General features: G+C 56.9%; 22 protein-coding genes, 1 tRNA gene and 1 pseudogene. 15 read left to right on the top strand and 9 right to left on the bottom strand.

Translation table 11 applies throughout. The annotated features are described in order from the left end of the window. Nucleotides 1–3: 3 nt before the first annotated feature. Genes LRS40_RS02580 through nqrM form a run of 6 tightly spaced genes read left to right on the top strand, consistent with a single transcriptional unit; the run spans nucleotide 4 to nucleotide 4,713 of the window. Complete coding sequence (locus LRS40_RS02580; protein ID WP_231313022.1) at nucleotides 4–1,242, top strand: NADH:ubiquinone reductase (Na(+)-transporting) subunit B; 1,239 nt, start codon at nucleotides 4–6, stop codon at nucleotides 1,240–1,242. Continuing rightward, nucleotides 1,235–2,029 carry a Na(+)-translocating NADH-quinone reductase subunit C gene (locus LRS40_RS02575; RefSeq protein WP_156262960.1) on the top strand — a complete coding sequence of 265 codons (795 nt, stop codon included), beginning with the start codon at nucleotides 1,235–1,237 and terminating at the stop codon, nucleotides 2,027–2,029. The genes LRS40_RS02580 and LRS40_RS02575 overlap by 8 nt, the downstream gene beginning before the upstream one ends. Beyond that, on the top strand, nucleotides 2,022–2,660 hold the full coding sequence (locus LRS40_RS02570) for an NADH:ubiquinone reductase (Na(+)-transporting) subunit D (protein WP_032616678.1): 639 nt from the start codon (nucleotides 2,022–2,024) through the stop codon (nucleotides 2,658–2,660). The genes LRS40_RS02575 and LRS40_RS02570 overlap by 8 nt, the downstream gene beginning before the upstream one ends. A gap of 6 nt (nucleotides 2,661–2,666) precedes the next feature. Further along, nucleotides 2,667–3,263 carry an NADH:ubiquinone reductase (Na(+)-transporting) subunit E gene (nqrE, locus tag LRS40_RS02565; RefSeq protein ID WP_231313021.1) on the top strand — a complete coding sequence of 199 codons (597 nt, stop codon included), beginning with the start codon at nucleotides 2,667–2,669 and terminating at the stop codon, nucleotides 3,261–3,263. Nucleotides 3,264–3,274: 11 nt separating this feature from the next. Continuing rightward, nucleotides 3,275–4,498: an NADH:ubiquinone reductase (Na(+)-transporting) subunit F gene (nqrF, locus tag LRS40_RS02560; RefSeq protein ID WP_231313020.1), complete on the top strand. Its 1,224-nt coding sequence runs from the start codon at nucleotides 3,275–3,277 to the stop codon at nucleotides 4,496–4,498. Next, nucleotides 4,498–4,713: a (Na+)-NQR maturation NqrM gene (gene nqrM / locus LRS40_RS02555; protein WP_185902334.1), complete on the top strand. Its 216-nt coding sequence runs from the start codon at nucleotides 4,498–4,500 to the stop codon at nucleotides 4,711–4,713. The genes nqrF and nqrM overlap by 1 nt, the downstream gene beginning before the upstream one ends. A 31-nt stretch (nucleotides 4,714–4,744) precedes the next feature. Here nqrM and LRS40_RS02550 read toward each other — a convergent pair whose 3' ends face one another. Next, the gene (locus LRS40_RS02550; RefSeq protein WP_231313019.1) at nucleotides 4,745–5,590 is read right to left on the bottom strand and encodes a glycerophosphodiester phosphodiesterase family protein; all 846 of its coding nucleotides are present in this window, start codon (nucleotides 5,588–5,590) and stop codon (nucleotides 4,745–4,747) included. Between the two features lie 159 nt (nucleotides 5,591–5,749). Here LRS40_RS02550 and dinB point away from each other — a divergent pair, with 159 nt between their 5' ends. After that, nucleotides 5,750–6,808, top strand: a complete 1,059-nt coding sequence (dinB, locus tag LRS40_RS02545) for a DNA polymerase IV (protein ID WP_156265039.1) — start codon at nucleotides 5,750–5,752, stop codon at nucleotides 6,806–6,808. A gap of 131 nt (nucleotides 6,809–6,939) precedes the next feature. Here the strand turns inward: dinB and pepD are convergent, their stop codons facing one another. Next, entirely contained in the window at nucleotides 6,940–8,397 is a 1,458-nt protein-coding gene (pepD, locus tag LRS40_RS02540) for a cytosol nonspecific dipeptidase (RefSeq protein WP_142488339.1), read from the bottom strand. 260 nt (nucleotides 8,398–8,657) lie between these two features. On the opposite strand from pepD, the gene gpt reads away from it, so the two are divergent. The 3 genes from gpt (at nucleotide 8,658) to crl (ending at nucleotide 10,918) form a co-directional block, all read left to right on the top strand. Further along, the gene (gene gpt / locus LRS40_RS02535) at nucleotides 8,658–9,116 is read left to right on the top strand and encodes a xanthine phosphoribosyltransferase (RefSeq protein WP_106995995.1); all 459 of its coding nucleotides are present in this window, start codon (nucleotides 8,658–8,660) and stop codon (nucleotides 9,114–9,116) included. 98 nt (nucleotides 9,117–9,214) lie between these two features. Further along, nucleotides 9,215–10,459, top strand: a complete 1,245-nt coding sequence (gene frsA, locus LRS40_RS02530) for an esterase FrsA (RefSeq protein WP_142488340.1) — start codon at nucleotides 9,215–9,217, stop codon at nucleotides 10,457–10,459. Nucleotides 10,460–10,516: 57 nt separating this feature from the next. Next, nucleotides 10,517–10,918: a sigma factor-binding protein Crl gene (gene crl, locus LRS40_RS02525; RefSeq protein ID WP_142488341.1), complete on the top strand. Its 402-nt coding sequence runs from the start codon at nucleotides 10,517–10,519 to the stop codon at nucleotides 10,916–10,918. A 67-nt stretch (nucleotides 10,919–10,985) separates the two neighbouring features. Here crl and phoE read toward each other — a convergent pair whose 3' ends face one another. Further along, nucleotides 10,986–12,038 (bottom strand): phosphoporin PhoE, encoded by a 1,053-nt coding sequence (phoE, locus tag LRS40_RS02520; RefSeq protein WP_231313018.1) that lies wholly within the window; start codon nucleotides 12,036–12,038, stop codon nucleotides 10,986–10,988. Between the two features lie 304 nt (nucleotides 12,039–12,342). On the opposite strand from phoE, the gene proB reads away from it, so the two are divergent. Both proB and proA read left to right on the top strand, forming a co-directional pair. Beyond that, entirely contained in the window at nucleotides 12,343–13,446 is a 1,104-nt protein-coding gene (gene proB, locus LRS40_RS02515; RefSeq protein WP_032616689.1) for a glutamate 5-kinase, read from the top strand. 10 nt (nucleotides 13,447–13,456) lie between these two features. Next, entirely contained in the window at nucleotides 13,457–14,710 is a 1,254-nt protein-coding gene (gene proA, locus LRS40_RS02510) for a glutamate-5-semialdehyde dehydrogenase (protein WP_231313017.1), read from the top strand. A gap of 30 nt (nucleotides 14,711–14,740) precedes the next feature. Here proA and LRS40_RS24720 read toward each other — a convergent pair whose 3' ends face one another. Then, a complete protein-coding gene (locus LRS40_RS24720) occupies nucleotides 14,741–16,180 on the bottom strand; it encodes a bifunctional diguanylate cyclase/phosphodiesterase (RefSeq protein WP_304608192.1) in 1,440 nt (479 codons plus the stop codon). 42 nt (nucleotides 16,181–16,222) lie between these two features. Then, the gene (locus tag LRS40_RS24715) at nucleotides 16,223–17,374 is read right to left on the bottom strand and encodes a CHASE4 domain-containing protein (protein ID WP_304608188.1); all 1,152 of its coding nucleotides are present in this window, start codon (nucleotides 17,372–17,374) and stop codon (nucleotides 16,223–16,225) included. A 317-nt stretch (nucleotides 17,375–17,691) separates the two neighbouring features. Here LRS40_RS24715 and LRS40_RS02500 point away from each other — a divergent pair. Beyond that, nucleotides 17,692–17,766 (top strand) — tRNA-Thr (locus LRS40_RS02500). Nucleotides 17,767–17,891: 125 nt separating this feature from the next. On the opposite strand, the gene LRS40_RS02495 is transcribed toward LRS40_RS02500, so the two are convergent. Beyond that, a complete protein-coding gene (locus LRS40_RS02495; protein WP_001581438.1) occupies nucleotides 17,892–18,593 on the bottom strand; it encodes a WYL domain-containing protein in 702 nt (233 codons plus the stop codon). A gap of 201 nt (nucleotides 18,594–18,794) precedes the next feature. Next, nucleotides 18,795–19,016, bottom strand: a pseudogene (locus tag LRS40_RS02490) (DUF932 domain-containing protein); the annotation flags it as partial. 16 nt (nucleotides 19,017–19,032) lie between these two features. On the opposite strand from LRS40_RS02490, the gene LRS40_RS02485 reads away from it, so the two are divergent. Beyond that, complete coding sequence (locus LRS40_RS02485; protein ID WP_231313016.1) at nucleotides 19,033–19,527, top strand: branched-chain amino acid transport system II carrier protein; 495 nt, start codon at nucleotides 19,033–19,035, stop codon at nucleotides 19,525–19,527. Between the two features lie 133 nt (nucleotides 19,528–19,660). Here the strand turns inward: LRS40_RS02485 and tal are convergent, their stop codons facing one another. Both tal and rpiB read right to left on the bottom strand, forming a co-directional pair. Beyond that, nucleotides 19,661–20,635, bottom strand: coding sequence for a transaldolase (gene tal / locus LRS40_RS02480; RefSeq protein ID WP_032637406.1), 975 nt, complete (start codon nucleotides 20,633–20,635; stop codon nucleotides 19,661–19,663). 16 nt (nucleotides 20,636–20,651) lie between these two features. Continuing rightward, on the bottom strand, nucleotides 20,652–21,119 hold the full coding sequence (gene rpiB / locus LRS40_RS02475) for a ribose 5-phosphate isomerase B (protein ID WP_032637404.1): 468 nt from the start codon (nucleotides 21,117–21,119) through the stop codon (nucleotides 20,652–20,654). Nucleotides 21,120–21,374: 255 nt separating this feature from the next. Between rpiB and LRS40_RS02470 the strand changes: the two genes are divergently transcribed. Next, a complete protein-coding gene (locus LRS40_RS02470; protein WP_032637402.1) occupies nucleotides 21,375–22,145 on the top strand; it encodes a triose-phosphate isomerase family protein in 771 nt (256 codons plus the stop codon). The last annotated feature ends 29 nt before the right edge of the window (nucleotides 22,146–22,174 follow it).

Genomic DNA, 22,174 nt, shown 5'->3' with positions numbered 1-22,174 from the left:
CTGATGGGCCTGAAACATCTCATTGAAAAGCTGGAGCCGCACTTTACCCACGGCGGCAAGCTGGAAAAGTACTACCCGCTGTTTGAAGCGACCGCGACGCTCCTCTATACGTCAGGCCAGGTCACCAAAGGGGCCGCGCACGTGCGCGACGCCATCGACCTCAAGCGTATGATGATCCTCGTCTGGTTCGCGGTGTTCCCGGCGATGTTCTGGGGCATGTACAACGTCGGTCTGCAAACCATCCCGGCGCTGACGCATCTTTATGATGCCCAGCAGCTACCGCAGATTATCGCGGGCGACTGGCACTACCGGGTGGCGCAGATGCTGGGGGTCAGCTTTACCCCTGATGCCGGATGGATCAGCATGATGACCCTGGGGGCGGTCTACTTCCTGCCCATCTACATGACGGTATTTCTGGTCGGCGGTTTCTGGGAAGTACTGTTCGCGATTATCCGCAAGCACGAGATCAACGAAGGCTTCTTTGTCACCTCCATTCTGTTCGCCCTGATTGTGCCACCAACGTTGCCGCTGTGGCAGGCGGCGATGGGCATCAGCTTTGGCGTGGTGATGGCGAAGGAGATTTTCGGCGGCACCGGACGCAACTTCCTCAATCCGGCTCTCGCCGGACGTGCGTTCCTGTTCTTTGCCTACCCGGCACAAATCTCCGGCGATCTGGTCTGGACGGCGGCGGACGGCTTCTCTGGTGCGACGCCGCTGTCGCAGTGGGCCGCTCACGGCGGAGAGGCGCTGGTCAACAACGCCACCGGCCAGCCGGTCAGCTGGTTCGATGCCTTTATCGGCACCATTCCGGGCTCGATTGGTGAAGTCTCTACGCTGATGATCCTGATTGGCGGCGCCATCATTCTGTTTGGCCGCGTCGCCTCCTGGCGCATCGTGGCTGGCGTCATGCTCGGCATGATCCTCACCGCGACGCTGTTTAACCTGATCGGCTCAGCGACCAACCCGATGTTCGCCATGCCGTGGTACTGGCATCTGGTACTGGGCGGTTTCGCCTTCGGCATGATGTTTATGGCCACCGACCCGGTGTCGGCCTCCTTTACCGACAAAGGCAAATGGTGGTACGGGGCGCTGATCGGCGTGATGTGCGTGCTGATCCGCGTCGTGAACCCGGCCTACCCGGAAGGGATGATGCTGGCGATCCTGTTCGCCAACCTGTTTGCGCCGCTGTTCGATTACCTGGTGGTGCGTGCCAACATCAAACGGAGGAAGGCGCGTGGCTGAGATGAAAAATAATGACAGCATCGGCAAGACGCTGATGGTGGTCATCGTGCTGTGTCTGGTCTGCTCCATCGTGGTGGCGGGCTCTGCGGTAGGGCTTAAGTCCCGCCAGCAGGAGCAACGCGCCCTCGACAAGCAGCGTAACATTCTGGCGGTGGCGGGGCTGATGCAGGGCGAAATGAGCGCCGATGATGTGGCGCAGATCTTCGCTGAACGTATTACGCCGCGTCTGGTGGATCTCAATACCGGCGAGCTGCTGGAGAGCGATCCGTCGAGCTATAACCAGGCGCAGGCGCTGAAAGATCCGCAGCGCAGCACCGAACTGGAAGCCAGCCAGGATCCGGCGGGCATTAAACGCCGCAGCAATACGGCAGAGATCTACCTGGTGCGCGATGAGCAACAACGCGTCCAGGAGCTGGTGCTGCCGGTGTACGGCAACGGATTATGGTCGATGATGTATGCCTTCGTCGCCCTCAACACCGATGGCCGCACGGTCAAAGGCATCACCTATTACGACCAGGGCGAAACCCCGGGGCTGGGTGGCGAAGTAGAGAATCCGGCCTGGCGGGCGCAGTTTGTCGGCAAAAAAGTGCTGGACGATAACGGCCAGCCGGCGCTGAAGGTGATGAAAGGAGCCGCGCGTCCGGGTGACGAGTACGCCGTCGATGGCCTTTCCGGGGCCACGCTGACCTCAAACGGCGTTCAGCACAGCTTTGATTTCTGGATGGGTGAGCTGGGTTTTGGACCCTTTCTTAAAAAGGTACGTGAAGGAGAGCTGAACAATGGCTGATGCGGGCGAACTGAAAGAAGTTAAACGGGTTCTTATCGGGCCGCTCATCGCCAATAACCCGATTACCCTGCAGGTGCTGGGCGTCTGTTCGGCGCTGGCGGTCACCACCAAGCTGGAAACCGCCGTGGTAATGACCCTGGCAGTCACCCTGGTGACGGCGTTTTCCAGCATGTTCATCTCGATGATCCGCCACCACATCCCCAACAGCGTGCGTATCATCGTGCAGATGGCGATCATCGCCTCGCTGGTGATCGTGGTGGATCAGCTGCTGCGGGCCTTTGCCTACGAAACCTCAAAACAGCTGTCGGTGTTTGTGGGCCTGATCATCACCAACTGCATCGTGATGGGGCGCGCAGAAGCCTATGCCATGAAGATGCCGCCGCTGGCGAGCTTTATGGACGGCATCGGCAACGGTCTCGGCTACGGCGTGATCCTGCTGACGGTCGGTTTCCTGCGTGAGCTTATCGGCAGCGGCAAGCTGTTTGGCATCACCGTGCTCGATACCGTGCAAAACGGCGGCTGGTATCTGCCGAACGGCCTGTTCCTGCTGGCCCCCAGCGCGTTCTTCATTATCGGTTTGCTGATCTGGGCGGTGAGAACCTGGCGCCCCGAGCAGCAGGAAAAGGAGTAACCGACAATGGCTCATTACCTGAGTTTGTTTGTGCGGGCGGTGTTTGTCGAAAACATGGCGCTCGCGTTTTTCCTCGGCATGTGCACCTTCCTTGCGGTTTCCAAAAAGGTGTCGACCGCCTTCGGTCTGGGTGTTGCCGTTATGGTGGTGCTGGGGCTGTCGGTGCCCATCAACAACCTGGTCTTTAACCTGGTGCTGCGCGACGGCGCGCTGGTGGATGGCGTTGATCTGAGTTTCCTCAACTTCATCACCTTTATCGGCGTGATTGCGGCGCTGGTGCAGATCCTCGAGATGATCCTCGATAAATACTTCCCGTCACTCTACACGGCGCTGGGCATCTTCCTGCCGCTGATCGCCGTGAACTGCGCCATCTTCGGCGGCGTGTCGTTCATGGTGCAGCGTGATTACAACTTTAGTGAGTCGGTGGTGTACGGCTTCGGCTCCGGTATTGGCTGGATGCTGGCTATCGTGACAATGGCGGGCCTGCGCGAAAAAATGAAGTATGCCAACGTGCCGGCCGGGTTGCGCGGCTTAGGGATCACCTTTATCACCACCGGTCTGATGGCGCTGGGCTTTATGTCCTTCTCCGGTGTGCAGCTGTAAGGGCTAAATGTATGGAAATTATACTTGGCGTAGTGATGTTCACGCTGATTGTGCTGGTGCTCTCGGGGCTGATCCTGGTGGCGCGCTCAAAGCTGGTGAACTCCGGCGATGTGATCATTGAGATTAACGACGAGGCGGATAAGCAGATCCGTACCCCTGCGGGTGACAAGCTGCTGAACACCCTCTCGGGCAATGGCATTTTTATCTCTTCTGCCTGCGGCGGCGGTGGCTCGTGCGGGCAATGCCGGGTCACGGTCAAAGAGGGCGGGGGCGATATCCTGCCGACCGAACTGTCGCACATCAGCAAGCGTGAGGCGAAAGAGGGTTGTCGTCTGGCCTGTCAGGTGGCGGTGCGTCAGAACATGAAGATTGAGCTGCCGGAGGAGATCTTCGGCGTGAAAAAGTGGCAGTGCGAAGTTATCTCCAACGATAACAAAGCCACCTTCATTAAAGAGCTGAAGCTGCGGGTTCCCGATGGCGAAGACGTGCCGTTCCGCGCGGGCGGCTACATTCAGATCGAATGCCCGGAGCACACTGTCGCCTACAAAGACTTTGACGTGCCGGAGGAATACCGCGGCGACTGGGACAAATTCAACCTGTTCCGCTTTGTCTCTGAAGTCAAAGAGCCAACGCTGCGCGCCTACTCTATGGCCAACTACCCGGACGAGAAAGGCATTATCATGCTCAACGTGCGTATCGCCACGCCGCCGCCAGGCGTACCGGATGCACCGCCGGGGATCATGTCGTCGTATATCTGGTCGCTGAAGGCGGGTGATAAGGTGACGATCTCCGGTCCGTTTGGTGAGTTCTTTGCCAAAGAGACCGACGCCGAAATGGTCTTTATCGGTGGGGGAGCCGGGATGGCGCCGATGCGTTCGCACATTTTCGATCAGCTTAAGCGTCTGGGTAGTAAACGTAAGATCAGCTTCTGGTACGGCGCCCGTTCACTGCGGGAGATGTTCTATCAGGAGGAGTTTGAACAGCTGGCGCGGGACAACCCGAACTTCAGCTTCCACATTGCGCTCTCCGATCCGCAGCCGGAAGACAACTGGACCGGCTATACCGGGTTCATCCATAACGTGCTGTATGAAAACTATCTCAAACACCACACCGCGCCGGAAGACTGCGAGTTCTACATGTGTGGGCCGCCAATGATGAACGCCGCCGTCATCAAAATGCTGCAGGATCTCGGCGTGGAAGATGAGAACATCATGCTGGATGATTTTGGAGGTTGATGATGGTGACCTTTGTGCTGACCTTTGCGATCTTTGTGCTGGTGATTTTTGGCATGTCGCTCGGCTGGCTGATTAAGCGCAAAAGCATTCAGGGCAGCTGCGGCGGCATCTCCTCGCTGGGGATGGAGAAGGTCTGCGACTGCCCCGAGCCGTGCGACGCGCGTAAAAAGCGCATGCAACGCGAAGCACAGCGCCAGCAAAACAGGATCCTCTGAACGAAACAGGCCGCAGCAGCGGCCTGTTTTTTTACTTCATCCACGCTCTGGCCTGGGCGGGTGAATCCACCATCACGCCGTCGGCCCCCAGCGCCTGTGCTTTCTGGTAATCCTCCGCGGAGTTAACGCCAAGCAGGATCACATGGGCATTCCCTTGGGAGCGGAAGCAGTCCATCGCCTCCTTATCCCACGTCAGGGTCGCCGGGGAGATGCCCTCGCCCAGCGTAAATTTCTCCACCACTTCCACTTTGCGATTCAGCTCCAGCCCGTACCACCAGGCATCCATTTTCTTTACCGGCGGCAGGCATTCGTGGTTCAGGGAGATATTCGCCAGCCGGGTGCGCGTTTCACTCCGGGTGACAAAGCGCGGCACCTCTGCAGGCAGGGCATCAAGATAGCGATCCTCCGTTGAATAGACGCGAACACGCGTCAGGCTGTTGGTTTCTTTCAACACGCCAAGCAGCTGTTTGCCCATCTCAGCCGGATCGGCGTCGGGGGATTTAATATCGATATAGAACTGAACGTCAGGCCAGCGTTCCAGCACCGCTTTCAGGGTCGGAATTGTAGTTCCGGCGACCTTTTCTTTCCATTTTGCACCGGCATCAAATGTCGCCAGTTCGGCCTGGGTGTACTGAGAGATTTTTCCCTTTGCCGCGGTTAACGCGCTGAGATCGCTGGGACGATACAGAACGGGAACGCCGTCACGGCTGAGCTGCACGGTGACCCAGATTGCCTGAGCGCGGTTTTCCAGCGCCAGCTTGATGGCCGGAAGGGTATTCTCCGGCGCGTCGGCGGTTCCTCCGCGGTGAGCAATCATTTGTGGGCTAGCCCATGCGGAGGACGACAGCAGAAGTGAGGCGATAATCATCTTTTTCATCAATAATTTTCCATTTTAAATCATTTAATTCAATGGCTTGTGACGGGTTGGTGGCTTATTCTTGTACCACGCTTTAATGACAGCCATGAGACGGTAAATCTGCTGACGCATTTTTTGCACTTTGTTATACTGTGCATAATTACAGGTGTGGTGACGATGATGCGCAAGATAATCCATGTTGATATGGACTGTTTTTTTGCTGCGGTAGAGATGCGCGACAACCCGGCGCTGCGGGATATCCCCATTGCCATTGGCGGCAGTCGTGTACAACGCGGGGTGATCAGCACCGCGAACTACCCGGCACGCAAGTTTGGCGTGCGCAGCGCCATGCCGACCGCGATGGCGTTAAAACTCTGCCCGCACCTGACCTTATTACCCGGACGTTTCGAGGCCTATAAAGAAGCGTCCCACCATATTCGCGAAATCTTCTCCCGCTATACCTCCCTGATTGAGCCTCTGTCGCTGGACGAAGCCTATCTGGACGTCACCGACAGCCTGCACTGCCACGGCTCCGCCACGCTGATGGCCCAGGAGATCCGTCAGACGATTTTTGATGAACTGCAGCTCACCGCCTCGGCGGGCGTCGCGCCGGTGAAATTTCTCGCCAAAATCGCCTCGGATCTCAATAAGCCCAACGGCCAGTATGTGATCACCCCTGACGAAGTGCCGGCATTTATCAAAACGCTGCCGCTGGGTAAGATCCCCGGCGTAGGGAAAGTCTCTGCGGCAAAGCTGGAGAGCATGGGGCTGCGCACCTGCGGGGATGTACAGAACAGCGATCTGGGGATGCTGCTAAAGCGCTTTGGTAAGTTTGGCCGGGTATTGTGGGAGCGGAGTCAGGGCATTGATGAGCGCAACGTTAACAGCGAGCGGCTGCGTAAATCGGTGGGAGTGGAACGTACCCTGGCGGAGGATATCCATGACTGGGCAGACTGCGAAGCCATTATCGTCGGGCAGCTTTATCCCGAGCTGGAGCGGCGGCTGGCTAAGGTCAAACCGGATCTGCTGATTGCCCGCCAGGGGGTAAAACTCAAGTTCAACGACTTTCAGCAAACCACCCAGGAGCACGTCTGGCCGCGGCTGAACAAAGACGATTTGATTGCGACAGCAAAGAAAGCCTGGGAAGAGCGTCGGGCAGGGCGGGGGGTACGGCTGGTGGGATTACACGTCACGCTGCTGGATCCGCAGCTGGAGCGGCAGCTGGTGTTGGGGCTGTAAAAAAGCCCGGTGGCGCTTACGCTTACCGGGCCTACACTCTACTGCCCGGTGGCGCTTACGCTTACCGGGCCTACAACGGGCGCGTAACCCGTAGGCCCGGCAAACGCAGTGCCGCCGGGCAACATGGTTGATTACTTCGCCGGAATCGCTTTCAGCAGTTCCGTCAGCAGGGTCCAGTAATGGCCCACGCTTTCGATATGCACCTGCTCATCCGGAGAGTGAGGACCGGTAATGGTTGGCCCGATGGAAACCATGTCCATATCCGGGTACGGTTTCTTGAACAGACCGCACTCCAGACCCGCGTGGATCACCTGAATGTTCGGCGTGCTGTTGAACAGACGCTGATAGGTTTCACGCACCAGCGCCATCACCGGTGAACTCGCATCTGGCTGCCAGCCCGGATAGCTGCCCTTGGCAACGGTCTTCGCGCCAGACAGGGTGCCCAGAGATTCCAGCATGCTCACCACGTAATCTTTACCGCTGTCGATCAGGGAGCGGATCAGGCAGATGATCTCTGCGCTGTCGTCAGCCATGGTCACCACGCCGACGTTCAGGGAGGTTTCCACCACGCCTTTCGCTACGTCTGAGTTGCGGATAACGCCGTTCGGGGTCGCATTCAGCAGCTGAACAAAGCGGTCGCGGGACTGTTCAGTCAGCGCGGCTTTATCAGTGGTAACCGCTTCCAGCACCACGGTCAGGTTCTTCTCTTTCGCTTCCAGTTCGTTTTTCAGGATATCCAGGTAAACGGTGGAGAGCTTTTTCAGCGCATCGGCTTTGTCTGCGGCCACGGCCACGGTAGCGAAGGCTTCACGCGGGATCGCGTTACGCAGCGTACCGCCGTTGAAATCCACCAGACGCAGATCCAGCTCGGCAGCGTGACCGGCGAGGAAACGGGCCAGCAGCTTGTTGGCATTGCCTAACCCTAAATGAATGTCACCGCCGGAGTGGCCGCCTTTCAGCCCTTTCAGCGTCAGCTTGAAGGTCTGGAAGCCTGCCGGGATCGCTTCACGGGTCAGCGGCAGCGTGGAGATAAAGTCGATACCGCCCGCGCAACCCATATAGATTTCGCCTTCCTCTTCGGAATCGGTATTGATCAGGATATCCGCCTGCAGCCAGTTCGGTTGCAGACCAAAGGCGCCATCCATACCGGCTTCTTCGGTCATAGTCAGCAGCACTTCCAGCGGACCATGCTCAACGCGATCGTCTGCCAGCACCGCCAGCGCAGAGGCCATACCGATGCCGTTATCTGCACCCAGCGTGGTGCCACGGGCTTTGATCCACTCGCCGTCGATGTACGGCTGAATCGGATCTTTGGTGAAGTCGTGAACGGTATCGTTGTTCTTCTGTGGAACCATGTCCAGGTGCGCCTGCAGCACAACCGGTTTACGGTTTTCCATCCCGGCGGTGGCAGGTTTACGGATCAGAATGTTGCCAACCTGGTCGCGCTCGGCGTGCAGCCCTTTTTCCTTCGCCCAGCCCATGATGTGTTCGGCAAGCTGTTCTTCGTGATAAGACGGGTGAGGAATGGAGCAGATTTTGGCAAAAATATCCCACAGCGGTTGTGGCGATAACTGAGACAGTTCAGACACAGTAAGTCTCCTTGTCGATGGCCGGCAGACAATGTTGCAGGTCACGGGGTTAGCAGGTTTAGAGTTACCACAAGTCAGACTTGCGAGGTGGGTTTGAGAATACCACTTTCTCTGGCGGCTGGTAGGGGTAAGCAAGTAAAAACTCCGGGCGGAACCGCTTAGCACTGGTTTTTAGTGCTTCAGATCTCTATAATCTCGCGCAACCATTTTCCCCCTCGAACACTTTTTAAGCCGTATATAAACAGGCTGGGACAATTCACATGAGCGAAAAATACATCGTCACCTGGGACATGTTGCAGATTCATGCACGTAAACTGGCTGCGCGCCTGATGCCATCTGAGCAGTGGAAAGGCATCATCGCTGTTAGCCGCGGTGGCCTGGTACCGGGGGCATTGCTGGCACGTGAGCTGGGTATTCGCCATGTCGATACCGTGTGCATCTCCAGCTACGACCACGACAACCAGCGTGAGCTGAAAGTGCTGAAACGCGCCGAAGGCGATGGTGAAGGCTTCATCGTGATTGACGATCTGGTTGATACCGGCGGTACGGCGGTTGCCATCCGTGAAATGTATCCAAAAGCGCATTTCGTGACTATCTTCGCTAAGCCGGCTGGTCAGCCGCTGGTTGACGATTATGTAATTGATATCCCGCAGGATACCTGGATCGAACAGCCATGGGATATGGGCGTAGTATTCGTCCCACCTATTTCAGGCCGCTAATCCATACATTTTTAACGCCCGGTGATGCCGGGCGTTATTTTTTCGCCTTTGTCGCGTTACAATGATGCCCTCTGACGTATCTTAAGAGGCAGCGCGCAATGTCCCAGGCGAATCTCAGCGAAATTCTCTTCAAGCCCAAATTCAAACATCCGGAAACTTCGACGCTGGTTCGTCGCTTTAACAGTGGCGTACAACCGTCAGTGCAATCGGCGCTGGATGGCAAAAACATCCCGCACTGGTACCGCATGGTTAACCGTCTGATGTGGATCTGGCGCGGCATCGATCCCCGTGAAATTCTGGACGTGCAGGCGCGTATCGTGATGAGCCAGGCCGAACGTACCGACGAGGATCTGTACGACACGGTGGTGGGCTATCGCGGCGGCAACTGGATCTACGAATGGGCAAAACAGGCGATGATCTGGCAGCAAAAGGCGAGCCAGGAAGACGATCCCCTGTTGAGCGGCAAGCACTGGTTGCATGCCTGTAACCTCTACAGCATCGCGGCTTACCCGCACCTGAAAGGCGACGAACTGGCGGAACAGGCGCAGGCCCTGGCAAACCGTGCCTACCAGGAAGCAGCCCAGCATCTGCCTGGCCAGATGCGCGAACTCACCTTTACTGTTCCCGGCGGCCCGGCGGTGACCGGCTTCCTGCATCTGCCGGCGGGCGATGGCCCCTTCCCGACGGTGATGATGTGCGGCGGCCTCGACTCGCTGCAAACTGATTACTACAGCCTGTATGAGCGTTACTTAGCCCCGAAAGGGCTGGCGATGCTTACCCTCGACATGCCGTCGATTGGCTTCTCGTCCAAATGGAAGCTGACCCAGGATTCCAGCCTGCTCCACCAGCACGCCCTGAAAGCGCTGGAACAGAATCCGTGGGTGGATCACACCCGGGTGGCGGCGTTTGGCTTCCGCTTTGGCGCTAACGTCGCCGTGCGTCTGGCCTATCTGGAATCTTCACGCCTGAAAGCGGTGGCCTGTCTCGGGCCGGTGGTGCATGCGCTGTTAAGCGAGCCTGCGCGCCAGGGCAGCGTGCCGGAAATGTACCTCGACGTGCTGGCCAGCAGCCTGGGCATGCATGATGCGTCCGACGAGGCGCTGCGCGTGGAGCTTAATCGCTACTCGCTGAAAACCCAGGGATTGTTGGGCCGTCGGTGTCCGACGCCGATGCTCTCTGGCTTCTGGAAAAACGATCCCTTCAGCCCGGAAGAGGAGTCCCGCTTAATCACCTCGTCATCTGTTGATGGCAAGCTGCTGGAGGTGCCATTCACCCCGGTGTATCAGAATTTTGACAAGGCATTGCAGCAGATTACGCGTTGGATCCATCAGAGATTGTGTTAAGAGATTGCTAATTTCTTAAGGTTTGGTACAACAGTGGCTTCATAAAAGGAGATCGCAATGACGTTACCGAGTGGACATCCGAAAAGTAGAATGATCAAGAAGTTTATGGCTCTTGGCCCCTACATCCGCGAAGAGCAGTGCGAAGAGAATCGCTTTTTTTTCGACTGCCTGGCCGTGTGCGTTAACGTAAAGCCAGCGCCGGAAAAGCGCGAATTCTGGGGATGGTGGATGGAAATGGAAGCCGAAGCGTCACGCTTCACCTATAACTACCAGTTTGGCCTGTTCAATAAAGAGGGCCACTGGCAGGCGATGGCGATTAAAGATCCTGAAGTGGTTCAGCGCCTGGAGCATACCCTGCGTGAATTCCATGAGAAAGCCCGCACGCTGCTGGCGACGTTCGATCTGAAACTCGAGCCTGCTGATGATTTCACCAACGAGCCGGTGAAGCTGACTGCTTAACGTCCGACGCGAAAACAGACAATAAAAAAACCCGGCCATACAGCGCCGGGTTTTTTATTTCGCTAAATCAGAACTGGTAGGTCATGCCCAGGGCAACGATATCATCGCTGCTCACGCCCAGTTTATTATCGTCATCAATCTGGTTGATTTTATAATCAACAAACGCGGACATATTTTTGTTGAAATAATAGGTCGCGCCGACGTCAATATATTTCACCAGATCTTCATCGCCGATGCCTTCAATATCCTTGCCTTTAGACTGGACATAACCCAGGGACGGGCGCAGACCAAAATCAAACTGATATTGCGCAACCACTTCGAAGTTCTGTGCTTTATTGGCGAAGCCACCGGAGATTGGCGTCATATTACGCGTTTCGGTATACATGGTCGCCAGGTAAATGTTGTTTGCGTCATATTTCAGACCGGTGCCCCAGGCTTCAGCTTTTTCACCTTCGCCACGTGCCAGCAGGTTCTGAGCATTGGTGCGGTCAGAGTTGGTGTAAGCGCCGCTGATGGCGAAATCGCTGCCGCCGAAATCATAGGTCAGAGCGGTACCGAAACCGTCACCGTTCTGTTTCTTCGCTTCGCGGCCTTCGTTTTTACCCTGATATTGCAGGGTCAGGTCCAGACCGTCGATGGCGCCGAAGAAGTCGGTATTACGGTAGGTTGCCAGGCCGCTGGCGCGTTTGGTCATGAAGTTGTCGGTCTGCGCGGAAGAGTCACCGCCGAATTCCGGGAACATGTCGGTCCAGGCTTCAACGTCGTACAGGGCACCGAGGTTACGACCGTAGTCGAATGAACCGAAGTCCTTCAGCTTAATACCGGCAAAGGCCAGACGGGTTTTCTGAGAAGAGTCGCTTTCGGTTTTATTGCCGGAAAATTCAGCTTCCCAACGGCCATAGCCAGTCAGCTGTTCGTTGATTTGAGTTTCGCCCTTAAAGCCGAAACGCACGTAAGTCTGGTCACCATCTTTGGCATCATCATCGCTGAGATAATGCATGGCTTTCACTTTACCGTACACGTCCAGTTTATTGCCGTTTTTATTAAATACTTCGGCTGCCTGTACAGATGAAGTTGCTACAACGCCCATGACCACTAATGCCAGAGTACTCTTTTTCATTTTCAATCCTGGTTTCTTATAAACGCGCTAATATTCGCTGAACAGTAAGCTCATGCTTTTGTTCCGTGAAAAAACAGGAAGGGTTTTAACTTTCTGAAATGAACGTTTTATGACAATTCCAGAATAAGTTTAAAAAAGGGTATTTTTTTATTTCAGTAATAAAAGTGTCAAAGTTTGCCGCTACGCTTCCTGATCCCGCGCAACAAAGTCGTAGCCTGTGTGTTAAGGCGGTTGGCAACGGGCCCCAGTCCTGATAAAAAGTCTGATTGATATCATTTCCCTTATTGTTAAACGGCAGAGAATCATGAGTGACAGCCAGACGCTGGTGGTAAAACTCGGTACCAGTGTGTTAACAGGCGGATCGCGCCGCCTTAATCGCGCCCACATTGTCGAACTGGTGCGCCAGTGCGCACAGCTGCATGCCGCAGGGCACCGTATTGTGATTGTGACCTCCGGGGCGATTGCCGCCGGACGTGAGCACCTGGGTTACCCCGAACTCCCCGCCACTATTGCCTCCAAGCAGCTGCTGGCGGCCGTGGGTCAGAGCCGCCTGATTCAGCTCTGGGAACAGCTGTTCTCTATCTATGGCATACACGTCGGGCAGATGCTGCTGACCCGTGCCGATATGGAAGACCGCGAGCGTTTCCTGAACGCCCGCGATACCCTGCGCGCGCTTCTGGATAACAACATCGTTCCGGTCATTAACGAAAACGATGCGGTCGCTACCGCAGAAATCAAAGTAGGTGACAACGATAACCTCTCGGCGCTGGCGGCGATCCTGGCGGGCGCAGATAAGCTGCTGCTGCTTACCGATCAACAGGGGCTGTTCACCGCTGACCCGCGCACCAACCCGCAGGCTGAGCTGATCACCGACGTGAAAGGCATCGACGATGCGCTGCGCGCCATTGCCGGCGACAGCGTGTCGGGCCTCGGCACCGGCGGCATGGGCACCAAACTGCAGGCCGCCGACGTGGCGTGCCGGGCGGGTATCGACACCATCATCGCCGCCGGCAGCCGTCCGGGCGTGATTGGCGATGTGATGGAAGGCATTTCCGTTGGAACCCGTTTCCACGCCGAAGCCACGCCGCTGGAAAACCGCAAACGCTGGATTTTCGGCGCGCCGCCTGCAGGGGAGATCACCGTGGATGAAGGTGCCACTGCCGCGATTCTGGAACGAGGCAGCTCATTGCTTCCAAAAGGAATTAAAAACGTGACAGGCAACTTCTCCCGTGGTGAAGTGATCCGTATCTGTAATCTGGAAGGGCGCGATATTGCCCACGGCGTCTGCCGCTACAACAGCGACGCGCTGCGCCGTATTGCAGGCCACCATTCACAGCAGATCGATGCCATTCTTGGCTATGAGTATGGCCCGGTTGCTGTCCATCGCGACGATATGATCACCCGTTAAGGAGCAGGACATGCTGGAACAAATGGGCGCCGCTGCCAAAGCCGCCTCGTACAAACTGGCGCTCCTTTCCAGCCGCGAGAAAAACCGCGTGCTGGAAAAAATCGCAGAGTTTCTGGAAGTCCAGTCACACGAGATCCTGCTCGCCAATGAGCAGGATTTATTAGAAGCCCGCCGCAACGGTCTGAGCGAGGCGATGCTCGATCGCCTGGCTTTAAACCCCGCGCGCCTGAAAAGCATTGCCGACGACGTGCGTCAGGTATGCAGCCTGGCCGATCCGGTCGGGCAGGTGATTGACGGCGGACTCCTGGACAGCGGCCTGCGCATTGAACGTCGCCGCGTGCCGCTAGGCGTGATCGGTGTGATCTACGAAGCGCGCCCGAACGTGACCCTTGATGTCGCCTCCCTGTGCCTGAAAACCGGCAACGCCGCTATCCTCCGCGGCGGGAAAGAGACCTGGCGCACCAACGCCGCAACGGTAAAAGTGATCCAGCAGGCGCTGGAAGAGTGCGGCCTGCCCGCCGGTGCGGTGCAGGCGATTGAAAGCCCGGATCGTGCCCTGGTCAACGAGATGCTGCGGATGGACAAATACATCGACATGCTGATCCCGCGTGGCGGGGCAGGGCTGCACAAGCTGTGCCGCGAGCAGTCGACGATCCCGGTGATCACCGGCGGTATTGGGGTGTGCCATATCTTTGTCGATGACACGGCCGAGTTTGAACCGGCCCTGAAGATCATCGTCAACGCCAAAACCCAGCGCCCGAGCACCTGTAACACGGTGGAGACGCTGCTGGTGCATCAGAATATCGCCGATCGCTTCCTGCCAGCCTTAAGCCAGCAGATGGCGCAAAGCGGCGTCACCCTGCACGCCGATATCAATGCGCTGACCCCGCTGCAAGCGGGCCCGGCGAAGGTTGAGGAAGTGAAAGCAGAGCAGTACGACGACGAGTTCCTGTCGCTGGATCTGAACGTGAAGGTGGTTGCCGATCTGGACGATGCCATCGCCCATATTCGCGCCCACGGCACCCAGCACTCGGATGCGATCCTCACCCGCACCCTGAGCAACGCCAACCGTTTTGTGAACGAAGTGGACTCTTCTGCCGTCTACGTGAACGCCTCCACCCGCTTTACCGACGGCGGCCAGTTTGGCCTCGGGGCTGAAGTCGCGGTCAGCACCCAGAAGCTGCATGCGCGCGGCCCGATGGGGCTGGAAGCGCTGACCACCTACAAGTGGGTCGGCTTCGGTGACGATACCATTCGGGCGTAATCTCCACGCGGGCGGCCTCTGCTGCCCGCGCTATCCTTGTGAATTCTGCTCAATCCTTTCCTGTGCCGCCGAGTCCAGCACGGCGATCTGTTCCTGCAATGCCGCCAGGCTGAGCGGCCTGCTGATTAAATAGCCCTGGGTTTCATCGCACTTCATCATCATCAGCTTCTGCAGCTGCCCTTCGGTTTCCACCCCTTCTGCCGTAATACTCAGCGAGAAGGCTTTGCCCAGGCCGATAATATTCTCGACGATAGTATTGGCGCTGTCGCTTTCGGGCATGCCGTCGATAAAGGATTTATCCAGCTTGATGCCATCGAACGGGAAATTACGCAGATAGCTCAGGGAGGAGTAGCCGGTCCCGAAATCGTCCATCAGCAGCTTCACGCCAAGTTTCTTCAACGCCAGCATGATTTCGAGGCTGTTTTCCGGGTTCCACAGGGTTGCGTTTTCGGTAATTTCGATCTCCAGCCGGGCCGGATCTAACTGCGACTGCTGCAGCGCATCCCGGATGCGGTCCACCACCTGCCAGGACTGGAACTCGACGGCAGAGATATTTACCGAAACAGAGAGGCCGTGCAGAGACTGCTGCGCGTCCCGACAGGCGGTCTTCAGCACCCAGTCGCTGAGAGGAATAATCAGCCCGGTCTCTTCGGCGAGAGAAATAAACTGATCCGGCATGATCAGGCCAAGTTCAGGGTGATCCCAGCGGATTAACGCCTCTACGGCGATGATCCGTGAGGAGTCATGGCCGTAGCGCGGCTGGTAGACCAGACGGAACTGCTCTTTCTTAATGCCGTCGCGCAGGCTCTGTTCCATCTCCCGGCGCTGCACCATCTGCTCGGCCATTTCAGGCGTATAAAACACCCATCTGTTGCGGCCAGTGCTTTTGGCTTTGTACAACGTGATGTCCGAGAAGCGCAGGAGTTCACCCGCGTCGACGGCGTCATGCGGCGCGATAGCGATCCCGATGCTGGCACCGATCACGATCTCATTCCCGTTGATCAGGAAGGGGCGCGTCAGTTCGGCAATAATGCGTTCGCACAGGGTATCAATGTACCGCCGGTCATGAATGTCCGAGATAATCAGAATAAATTCGTCACCGCCCTGGCGCGCCACCAGATCGTAATCGCGGATGCAGTGCCGTAGCCTGGCTGAGACCTCATGCAGGACGGTATCCCCGGCGCTGTGGCCGAACAGATCGTTGACCGGTTTAAACTTATCGAGATCCAGGCTGAGCATCGCCAGCGGATGCGCCTGCGTGGGCTGCGCCCGCAGCTTGCCCTCGAGAAATTCGCGCATTCGCACCCGGTTGGGCAGCCCGGTGAGCTCGTCGTGGCGGGAGAGATACTCCACGCGCGCCTGCGCCTCGACCTCCAGGGTGACATCCGTGGCGGTGCCACGGTAGCCGGTTATCCCCTCCGGCGTGACGACGGGTTTGATCGCAATATGGCAGTAGCGCTGGTGGCCCATCACGGAGAGATAGCGACAGTGCAGCAGACGACGATGGCCCGTCTAGCCGGGCTGGGTGATCCACTCCGTCAGCGACTGGTTGTCTGCGGCCATGAACTCGCTGAGCGGGCGACCGATCCAGGCCGATATGCTGTGCCCGGTAATGCCGGGAAAACGCTCGGAAAGCCAGGTAAAACGTAGCTCTGCGTCAGTCTCCCAGATCCAGTCCGTGGTGGCCTCAGCTACGTCACGAAAACGGCGTTCGCTGGCGGTGAGGGCAAGGCGGTTCTGTGCCAGCAGAAAGGTGTTTTCATCATACATCCGCGCCTTTTTGAGCGCGTTGCGTCCCAGCATTACGCCGGGAATAGCGGTACAGAGCGCCAGCAGGATCAGCAGCGGCAGGATGTAGCGCAGCAGCTCGCGTCCCGGATCTTCGCTTTTCCACTCAAAAGTGATTTGCTGGCCATCAATGGGGAGCGTTGCGACCCCGCGTCGCCCTGCCAGCTTCGTCGCCCCCTTGTGCTGCACGCGGGTCTGGGTGATACCGTACTCTTCACCCAGCGCGATGAGCTTACGGTCATCCAGCACGTCAACAAAGACCAGCACCGAGGCCGGGCCGGGGACAACAGGGATCCTGGCGTCATCACCCGTGGTGATGCGCGCTGCGGCCACCAGCGCCGGATGGCCGTTCCTCATTACCACCGTACTGGACAGTGGGATAGCGTCCGGCTTGTTTATTTTCTGAATCAGCTCGGGTAAGGGGTCGTCTCCTAGCCAGGATTGCAGAGAGTCTTTCACCAGCTTGCCGTCAACCACGCTGTAACGGGTCTGCCCGTTACCGTCCAGCACGAACAGCCCTTCATACTCAAAATCGCGCCACAGCGTGGCCCCCATGTTCTGACGGGTATAGGCCCAGTCGGTATCCACCCTCGGATGAAGATGCTGGTAGGCTTCGCCCCACCAGGCGTAGTCTTTGATATGGGTGGTGAGCGTATCAACCCGGTTATGGATCGCCTTTTCCAGCAGCATGGCGCTGTGCTTGTCGCTGTCCTGATTGATGTTTCGCACGATCGTCAGCAGCGCGATGATGGCGATGATAAACAGCACTGACAGCAGGGAAAACATCAGCACAAGGGCGCGTTTGATTAAGGCCGCTGTCCTTTTCGGCTCGAGGTCCGGGCCGGATATGTCATCGGTGACAAAAAATTTATGCATTATTTACCCACTCTCTCAGGCATTTCTGTGTTCCGATCTAATTAATATCGACCTGTTCTGGCGGGGCTTGATTTCAAAAAGATAAATTTGAAGATAGCCGATCCTGAAGGGAAGAGGGGAGATGGCGTAACTGGCGCGAGCAAATTGCCGCAAAATGTGACGTGTATGCGTTATGGCAGCGCGAAAGACGGGGTGTAATCCCTTTGTTATGTATGGTTTTTGCGCGTGTTGGTGTAAAAAACAACGACTAAAAGGTGAGGGGTTGACGGGGTGGGCGCTTTTTCTTACCCTTTTACACCGTAGTCTCTCTCCTGAAAGCCGATATAGCTCAGTTGGTAGAGCAGCGCATTCGTAATGCGAAGGTCGTAGGTTCGACTCCTATTATCGCACCATCTAAATCAATAAGTTATGTAAAGGCTCCCTCTTTGTTTACATCATGATTTTTTGCGTGTAACTGCATGTGTAAGTAATTTTCGCCAACGTTTATCTACAGTGATGCTCTGCCATTTTTTTCGAGTTAGCTGGTTTTGTTGCATGCTAAACCGTTGTCACCGACAACGAGAAGTGAATGGAAAGTCTGAAAGTGAGGTAAAACCCGAAGAAAATCGGGGTGTGACAACAGATTACGTAGCTGTGTCTCTGGGACAAAAAGCGCAGGATTGAATGTGACCGTATGAATATCACCCAGCGTGAAAACCGATATATGTCCTTCATGTTCACCGGTCAGGTACCAGCAGCCATCGCTGCACACCAGTCGATAGGGGGCCAGACCTGTGCAACGATGACCTTCTGCCAGTAACGTAACCCGACGGTGTTCAGTGATGGCGCGAATCAGTCGCGTAAAAACTTCACTCCGTGCCTGTGTTCTGGCGTTGGTGCTGTGCCAGATAAGGCAGGGAGATTCGCTGGCACTCAATAGTGAGTTGACCAGCTGGTTGTCTATCTCCGGAAAAAGCGCCTCCACACCGGACTGACGGACGAAGGTCTGCACCGTCAGCTCCCTCTGACGGCTGCCGGATAGCAGACGACATTGCCCGTTACGGAACTCCAGGTCGAGATAGGCCAGACGCTCGCGAAAATCCCGACGCAATGTGCGCACTGACACGCCAAATTCGGCGGCCAGTGTCTGTATGGCCAGCGTTTCACCCGCCACAAGACGGCTGATAATCAGCGACAGGCGGACCGCAAGGCGCTCATGGCGGCGCTCAGACTGAGACATGAGAGGCGTTCCCCATCCTGTTAATGGACTGAAAATTAAGTGATTAGTGTAACGAGAGGGCCGGACAGGATACGGACAGCGGAAGCGGTATTTTTTCTGCAGGATGAATGCAATCAGAATGCGGCTTCATAGTCTTTTTGAGGAAAAACTGCCTGGAAATCAATCAGCGAACGGACAGGAGGTGTCCGCATAAAGCCGGAGTTAACATCCGTTTGCCTCAAATCCGGAGAGCATCGCTTCCGCCATCACCCATAGAGCCCGGTTAAGCTTCACATCACCGTCGATACCGCGCACGGCACGGGTATGCGTTCGTCCGCCTTTCGCACTCCGTCCACTGAGCCCGCCCTTAATCAGGTTCTCCTGAATACGCTGGTATGTGGTCCACAGATCATTGCTCTCATCCTGCCAGCGGCGTGGTGTTAAAGATCAACGCGGGATATTGAAATATTCCGCGGCAGCAGCAGGGATTGCCGCAGCGGGATTAATACTTATTTATATTAGCTATCTGTCGATGGGGGCGCATAGTCCTGTGGCCGCAGCGACAAACGGGCTTGAGATCATCAGCCATTATGTGGCGACAGTATTTGGCGCATATGGCCGGAACCTGCTGGCGGTAATTATTACCCTGGCGTGTCTGGTGACATCGATTGGGCTAACCACAGGTACCGCGCGCTATTTTAGCCATGCGACGGGTTTATCCTACGGCATGCTGGTGGCCAGTACCCTTATCGCCTCGGCGGCGATATCCGTGCTGGGATTAAACTCCCTTATTGCGTTCGCGGTGCCGGTCCTCTGTGCCATCTATCCCGCGGCGTTAGTGGTGGTGCTGCTGGGTATTGTCCGCAAGTGGGTTTCAATCTCCGACAACGTATACGGGGTGATTTTCTACAGTGCTTTAGTGCTTGGCGTGTTTAGCCTGTTCGCGAAAAGCTGAAAGGGGATAACGGCGGGAATGTCTGACAGGAACGGCTGAGTAGAGTAAGGAGACAAAAAAGCCCGCAGGGCTCATGCCGTGCGGGCTTCCGTCATCTCCCCAACGCCTGAAGAAGGGCGAGGCGACAAAACTGTTACACCTGCCCAACCGCCTCTCTGGCAAACGCCGCCTTCAGCAGCCCCTCCAGCTTCTCCTGATCCTGGGCAAACAGGCGAATACCTTCTGCGAGCTTGTCCACCGCCATAGGATCCTGATTATGTAGCCAGTTAAACTCCGACTCCGAGAGCGGTGAAGGGGCTTCGTTGGCAATCACCGGCGGCTTCAGCATAGTTGGCAGCTCGCCATCGCGCGTTGCCAGTTCGTCGAGCAGCGCCGGGGAAATGGTTAAACGGTCGCAGCCTGCCAGTGCCAGCACCTGCTCCACCTTACGGAAGCTGGCCCCCATAATGACCGTCGGGTAACGGTGCTGCTTGTAATAGTCAAAGATCCGACGGACTGAGACGACACCCGGGTCATCCTGGGGAGCGTCGCTGGCCAGCAGATTGCGGTCGCGATACCAGTCGTAAATACGCCCGACAAACGGGGATATTAGCCACACGCCCGCTTCGGCGCAGGCGCGGGCCTGAGCGAAGGAGAAGAGCAGCGTCAGGTTACAGTGGATCCCCTCGCGCTCCAGTTCTTCCGCCGCCTTGATGCCCTGCCAGGTAGAGGCAAGCTTAATCAGCACGCGGGAACGGTCAACACCCTGATGCTCGTACAGGCGAATAAGCTTGCGCGCTTTCGACACGCATAGCCCCCGGTCGTAGGAGAGACGGGCATCCACCTCGGTGGAGATCTTACCGGGAACCTGGCTTAGCAGCGCCACGCCGATGTTCACCGCCAGATGATCGCTGGCGTTGATCAACTGCGTTTCCTGCGAGCCGCCCTGCTGGCGGGCCAGCGCGACGGCCTGCTCGATCAGCGGCTGGTAGATCGGCTGCGCCGCTGCCTTCAAAATCAACGACGGATTGGTGGTGGCATCTTCAGGGTGATACTCGCGGATAGCGTTCATGTCACCGCTATCCGCCACCACCGTTGTCACTGCTTTAAGCTTCTCTAACAGAGTCATCGCGGCAAACCCCTTATCACTGTGCGTTGTGGGTGTGAACCTTGTTTTCGTAGTAGGCGATACGCTCAACTTTTGACGCCGAACGGCCCGCTTCAAATTCTGCATCCAGCCAGCTGTCAACGATGGTTAATGCCAGCTCGTTGCCGATAACGCGGGCACCGAGGGTCATGATCTGCGCGTTGTTGCTCTTACGGGCGCGGGAGGCGGAGTAGACATCATGGCACTGGGCGGCGCGGATCCCCGGTACTTTATTGGCGACGATCGCCATTCCGATCCCGGTGCCGCACAGCAGGATCCCGCGTTCAAATTGCCCCTCGCGAATAGACGAGGCGAGGTTAAAGGCGATGTCCGGGTACATTTGATCGTTGCCGGCAACGTCGTGGCTGAAATCCACGACCTCGATCCCTTTTTCCTGCAGATAAGTTTTCACCTGATTTTTCAGGGTGGTAGCCGCGTCATCGGCTCCGATAGCAACTTTTAACATGGTTTTTCCTCGCAGATGAGTGCATAGCGTTGTGGTGTTGTACTAAAGTTCACTAAGTGTTCTTATGTTTATTTATTATTAGCCTGGTGCAGACGAATAAAAAAGGTCCAGGTGGGTGAAATGCACGGCTGTTACCGAAATTATGAGAAGGGTCACAGTTTCATCGGGGGTGCATTTGTTTTGTACTATTGAACTGATAGTGTTCATTTGATGGCCGCAGGGCGGTCGAAAACATGCTGGTCAATCGGGGGAAATATGAATGGAAATGTGATTGTCGGTATTAGCCATAAGGCCTACTTTGGCTATCAGCAAACGCAGCAGTGGTGCGAGGCGGTGGCGACAGCGCTCCGTCAGCCCGCGCTGGCCAGTGCGCCGGTTGAGCTGTTTACTTTCCCCGCGATGCCCACCCTTCCTGTCGCGCTGCGCGCCTTTGCCGATACCCGTATGGCCACCGGGGCGCAGAACGTCTGCGAAGCGCCTGCTGGGGCATGGACCGGGGAAACCAGCGCCAGTCTGCTACAGGAGATGGGCTGCCGGTACGTGGAAATCGGCCACGCCGAGCGCCGTCGTCACTTTGGTGAAACGGTAGCGGTGATTAATCGCAAAATTGACATGGCCTTCGCCAACGGGCTGACGCCGGTTATCTGTATTGGCGAAGAGCAGCGGATGAGCGCTAGCGACGCGGCGGCCTTCGCACTGGAGCAGGCGCAGGCGTTGCTGGCACACCGCCCCCTGCCGCTGCCGTCGCTGATTTTTGCCTGGGAACCGCAGTGGGCCATCGGCGCGGCGGAGCCCGCCAGCGACGACTTTATTCGCCAGGTCTGCCGCACGCTGCGCGATGCTCTGCATCAGCGCTTTGGCCAGCAGTGCCGGGTTATCTACGGCGGCAGCGCCGGGCCGGGTCTGCTCACGCGACTGTGGCCGGATGCCGACGGTATTTTCCTTGGCCGTTTTTCCCATCAGCCGCAGGCGGTGGCCGCTATTCTGGATGAAGCGCTCGCTCTGACAACGCCCGCGCGTGGTTAAAAATGTGTTTCTGATATACTGACCGGCCC

Origin of the sequence: Leclercia sp. G3L (assembly GCF_021117075.1) — a bacterium.
In the GTDB taxonomy this organism is placed as follows: Bacteria; Pseudomonadota; Gammaproteobacteria; order Enterobacterales; family Enterobacteriaceae; genus Enterobacter; species Enterobacter adecarboxylatus_C.
The sequence above is the reverse complement of the archived record's forward strand: the minus strand, read 5'-3'. Positions and strand labels throughout refer to the sequence as shown.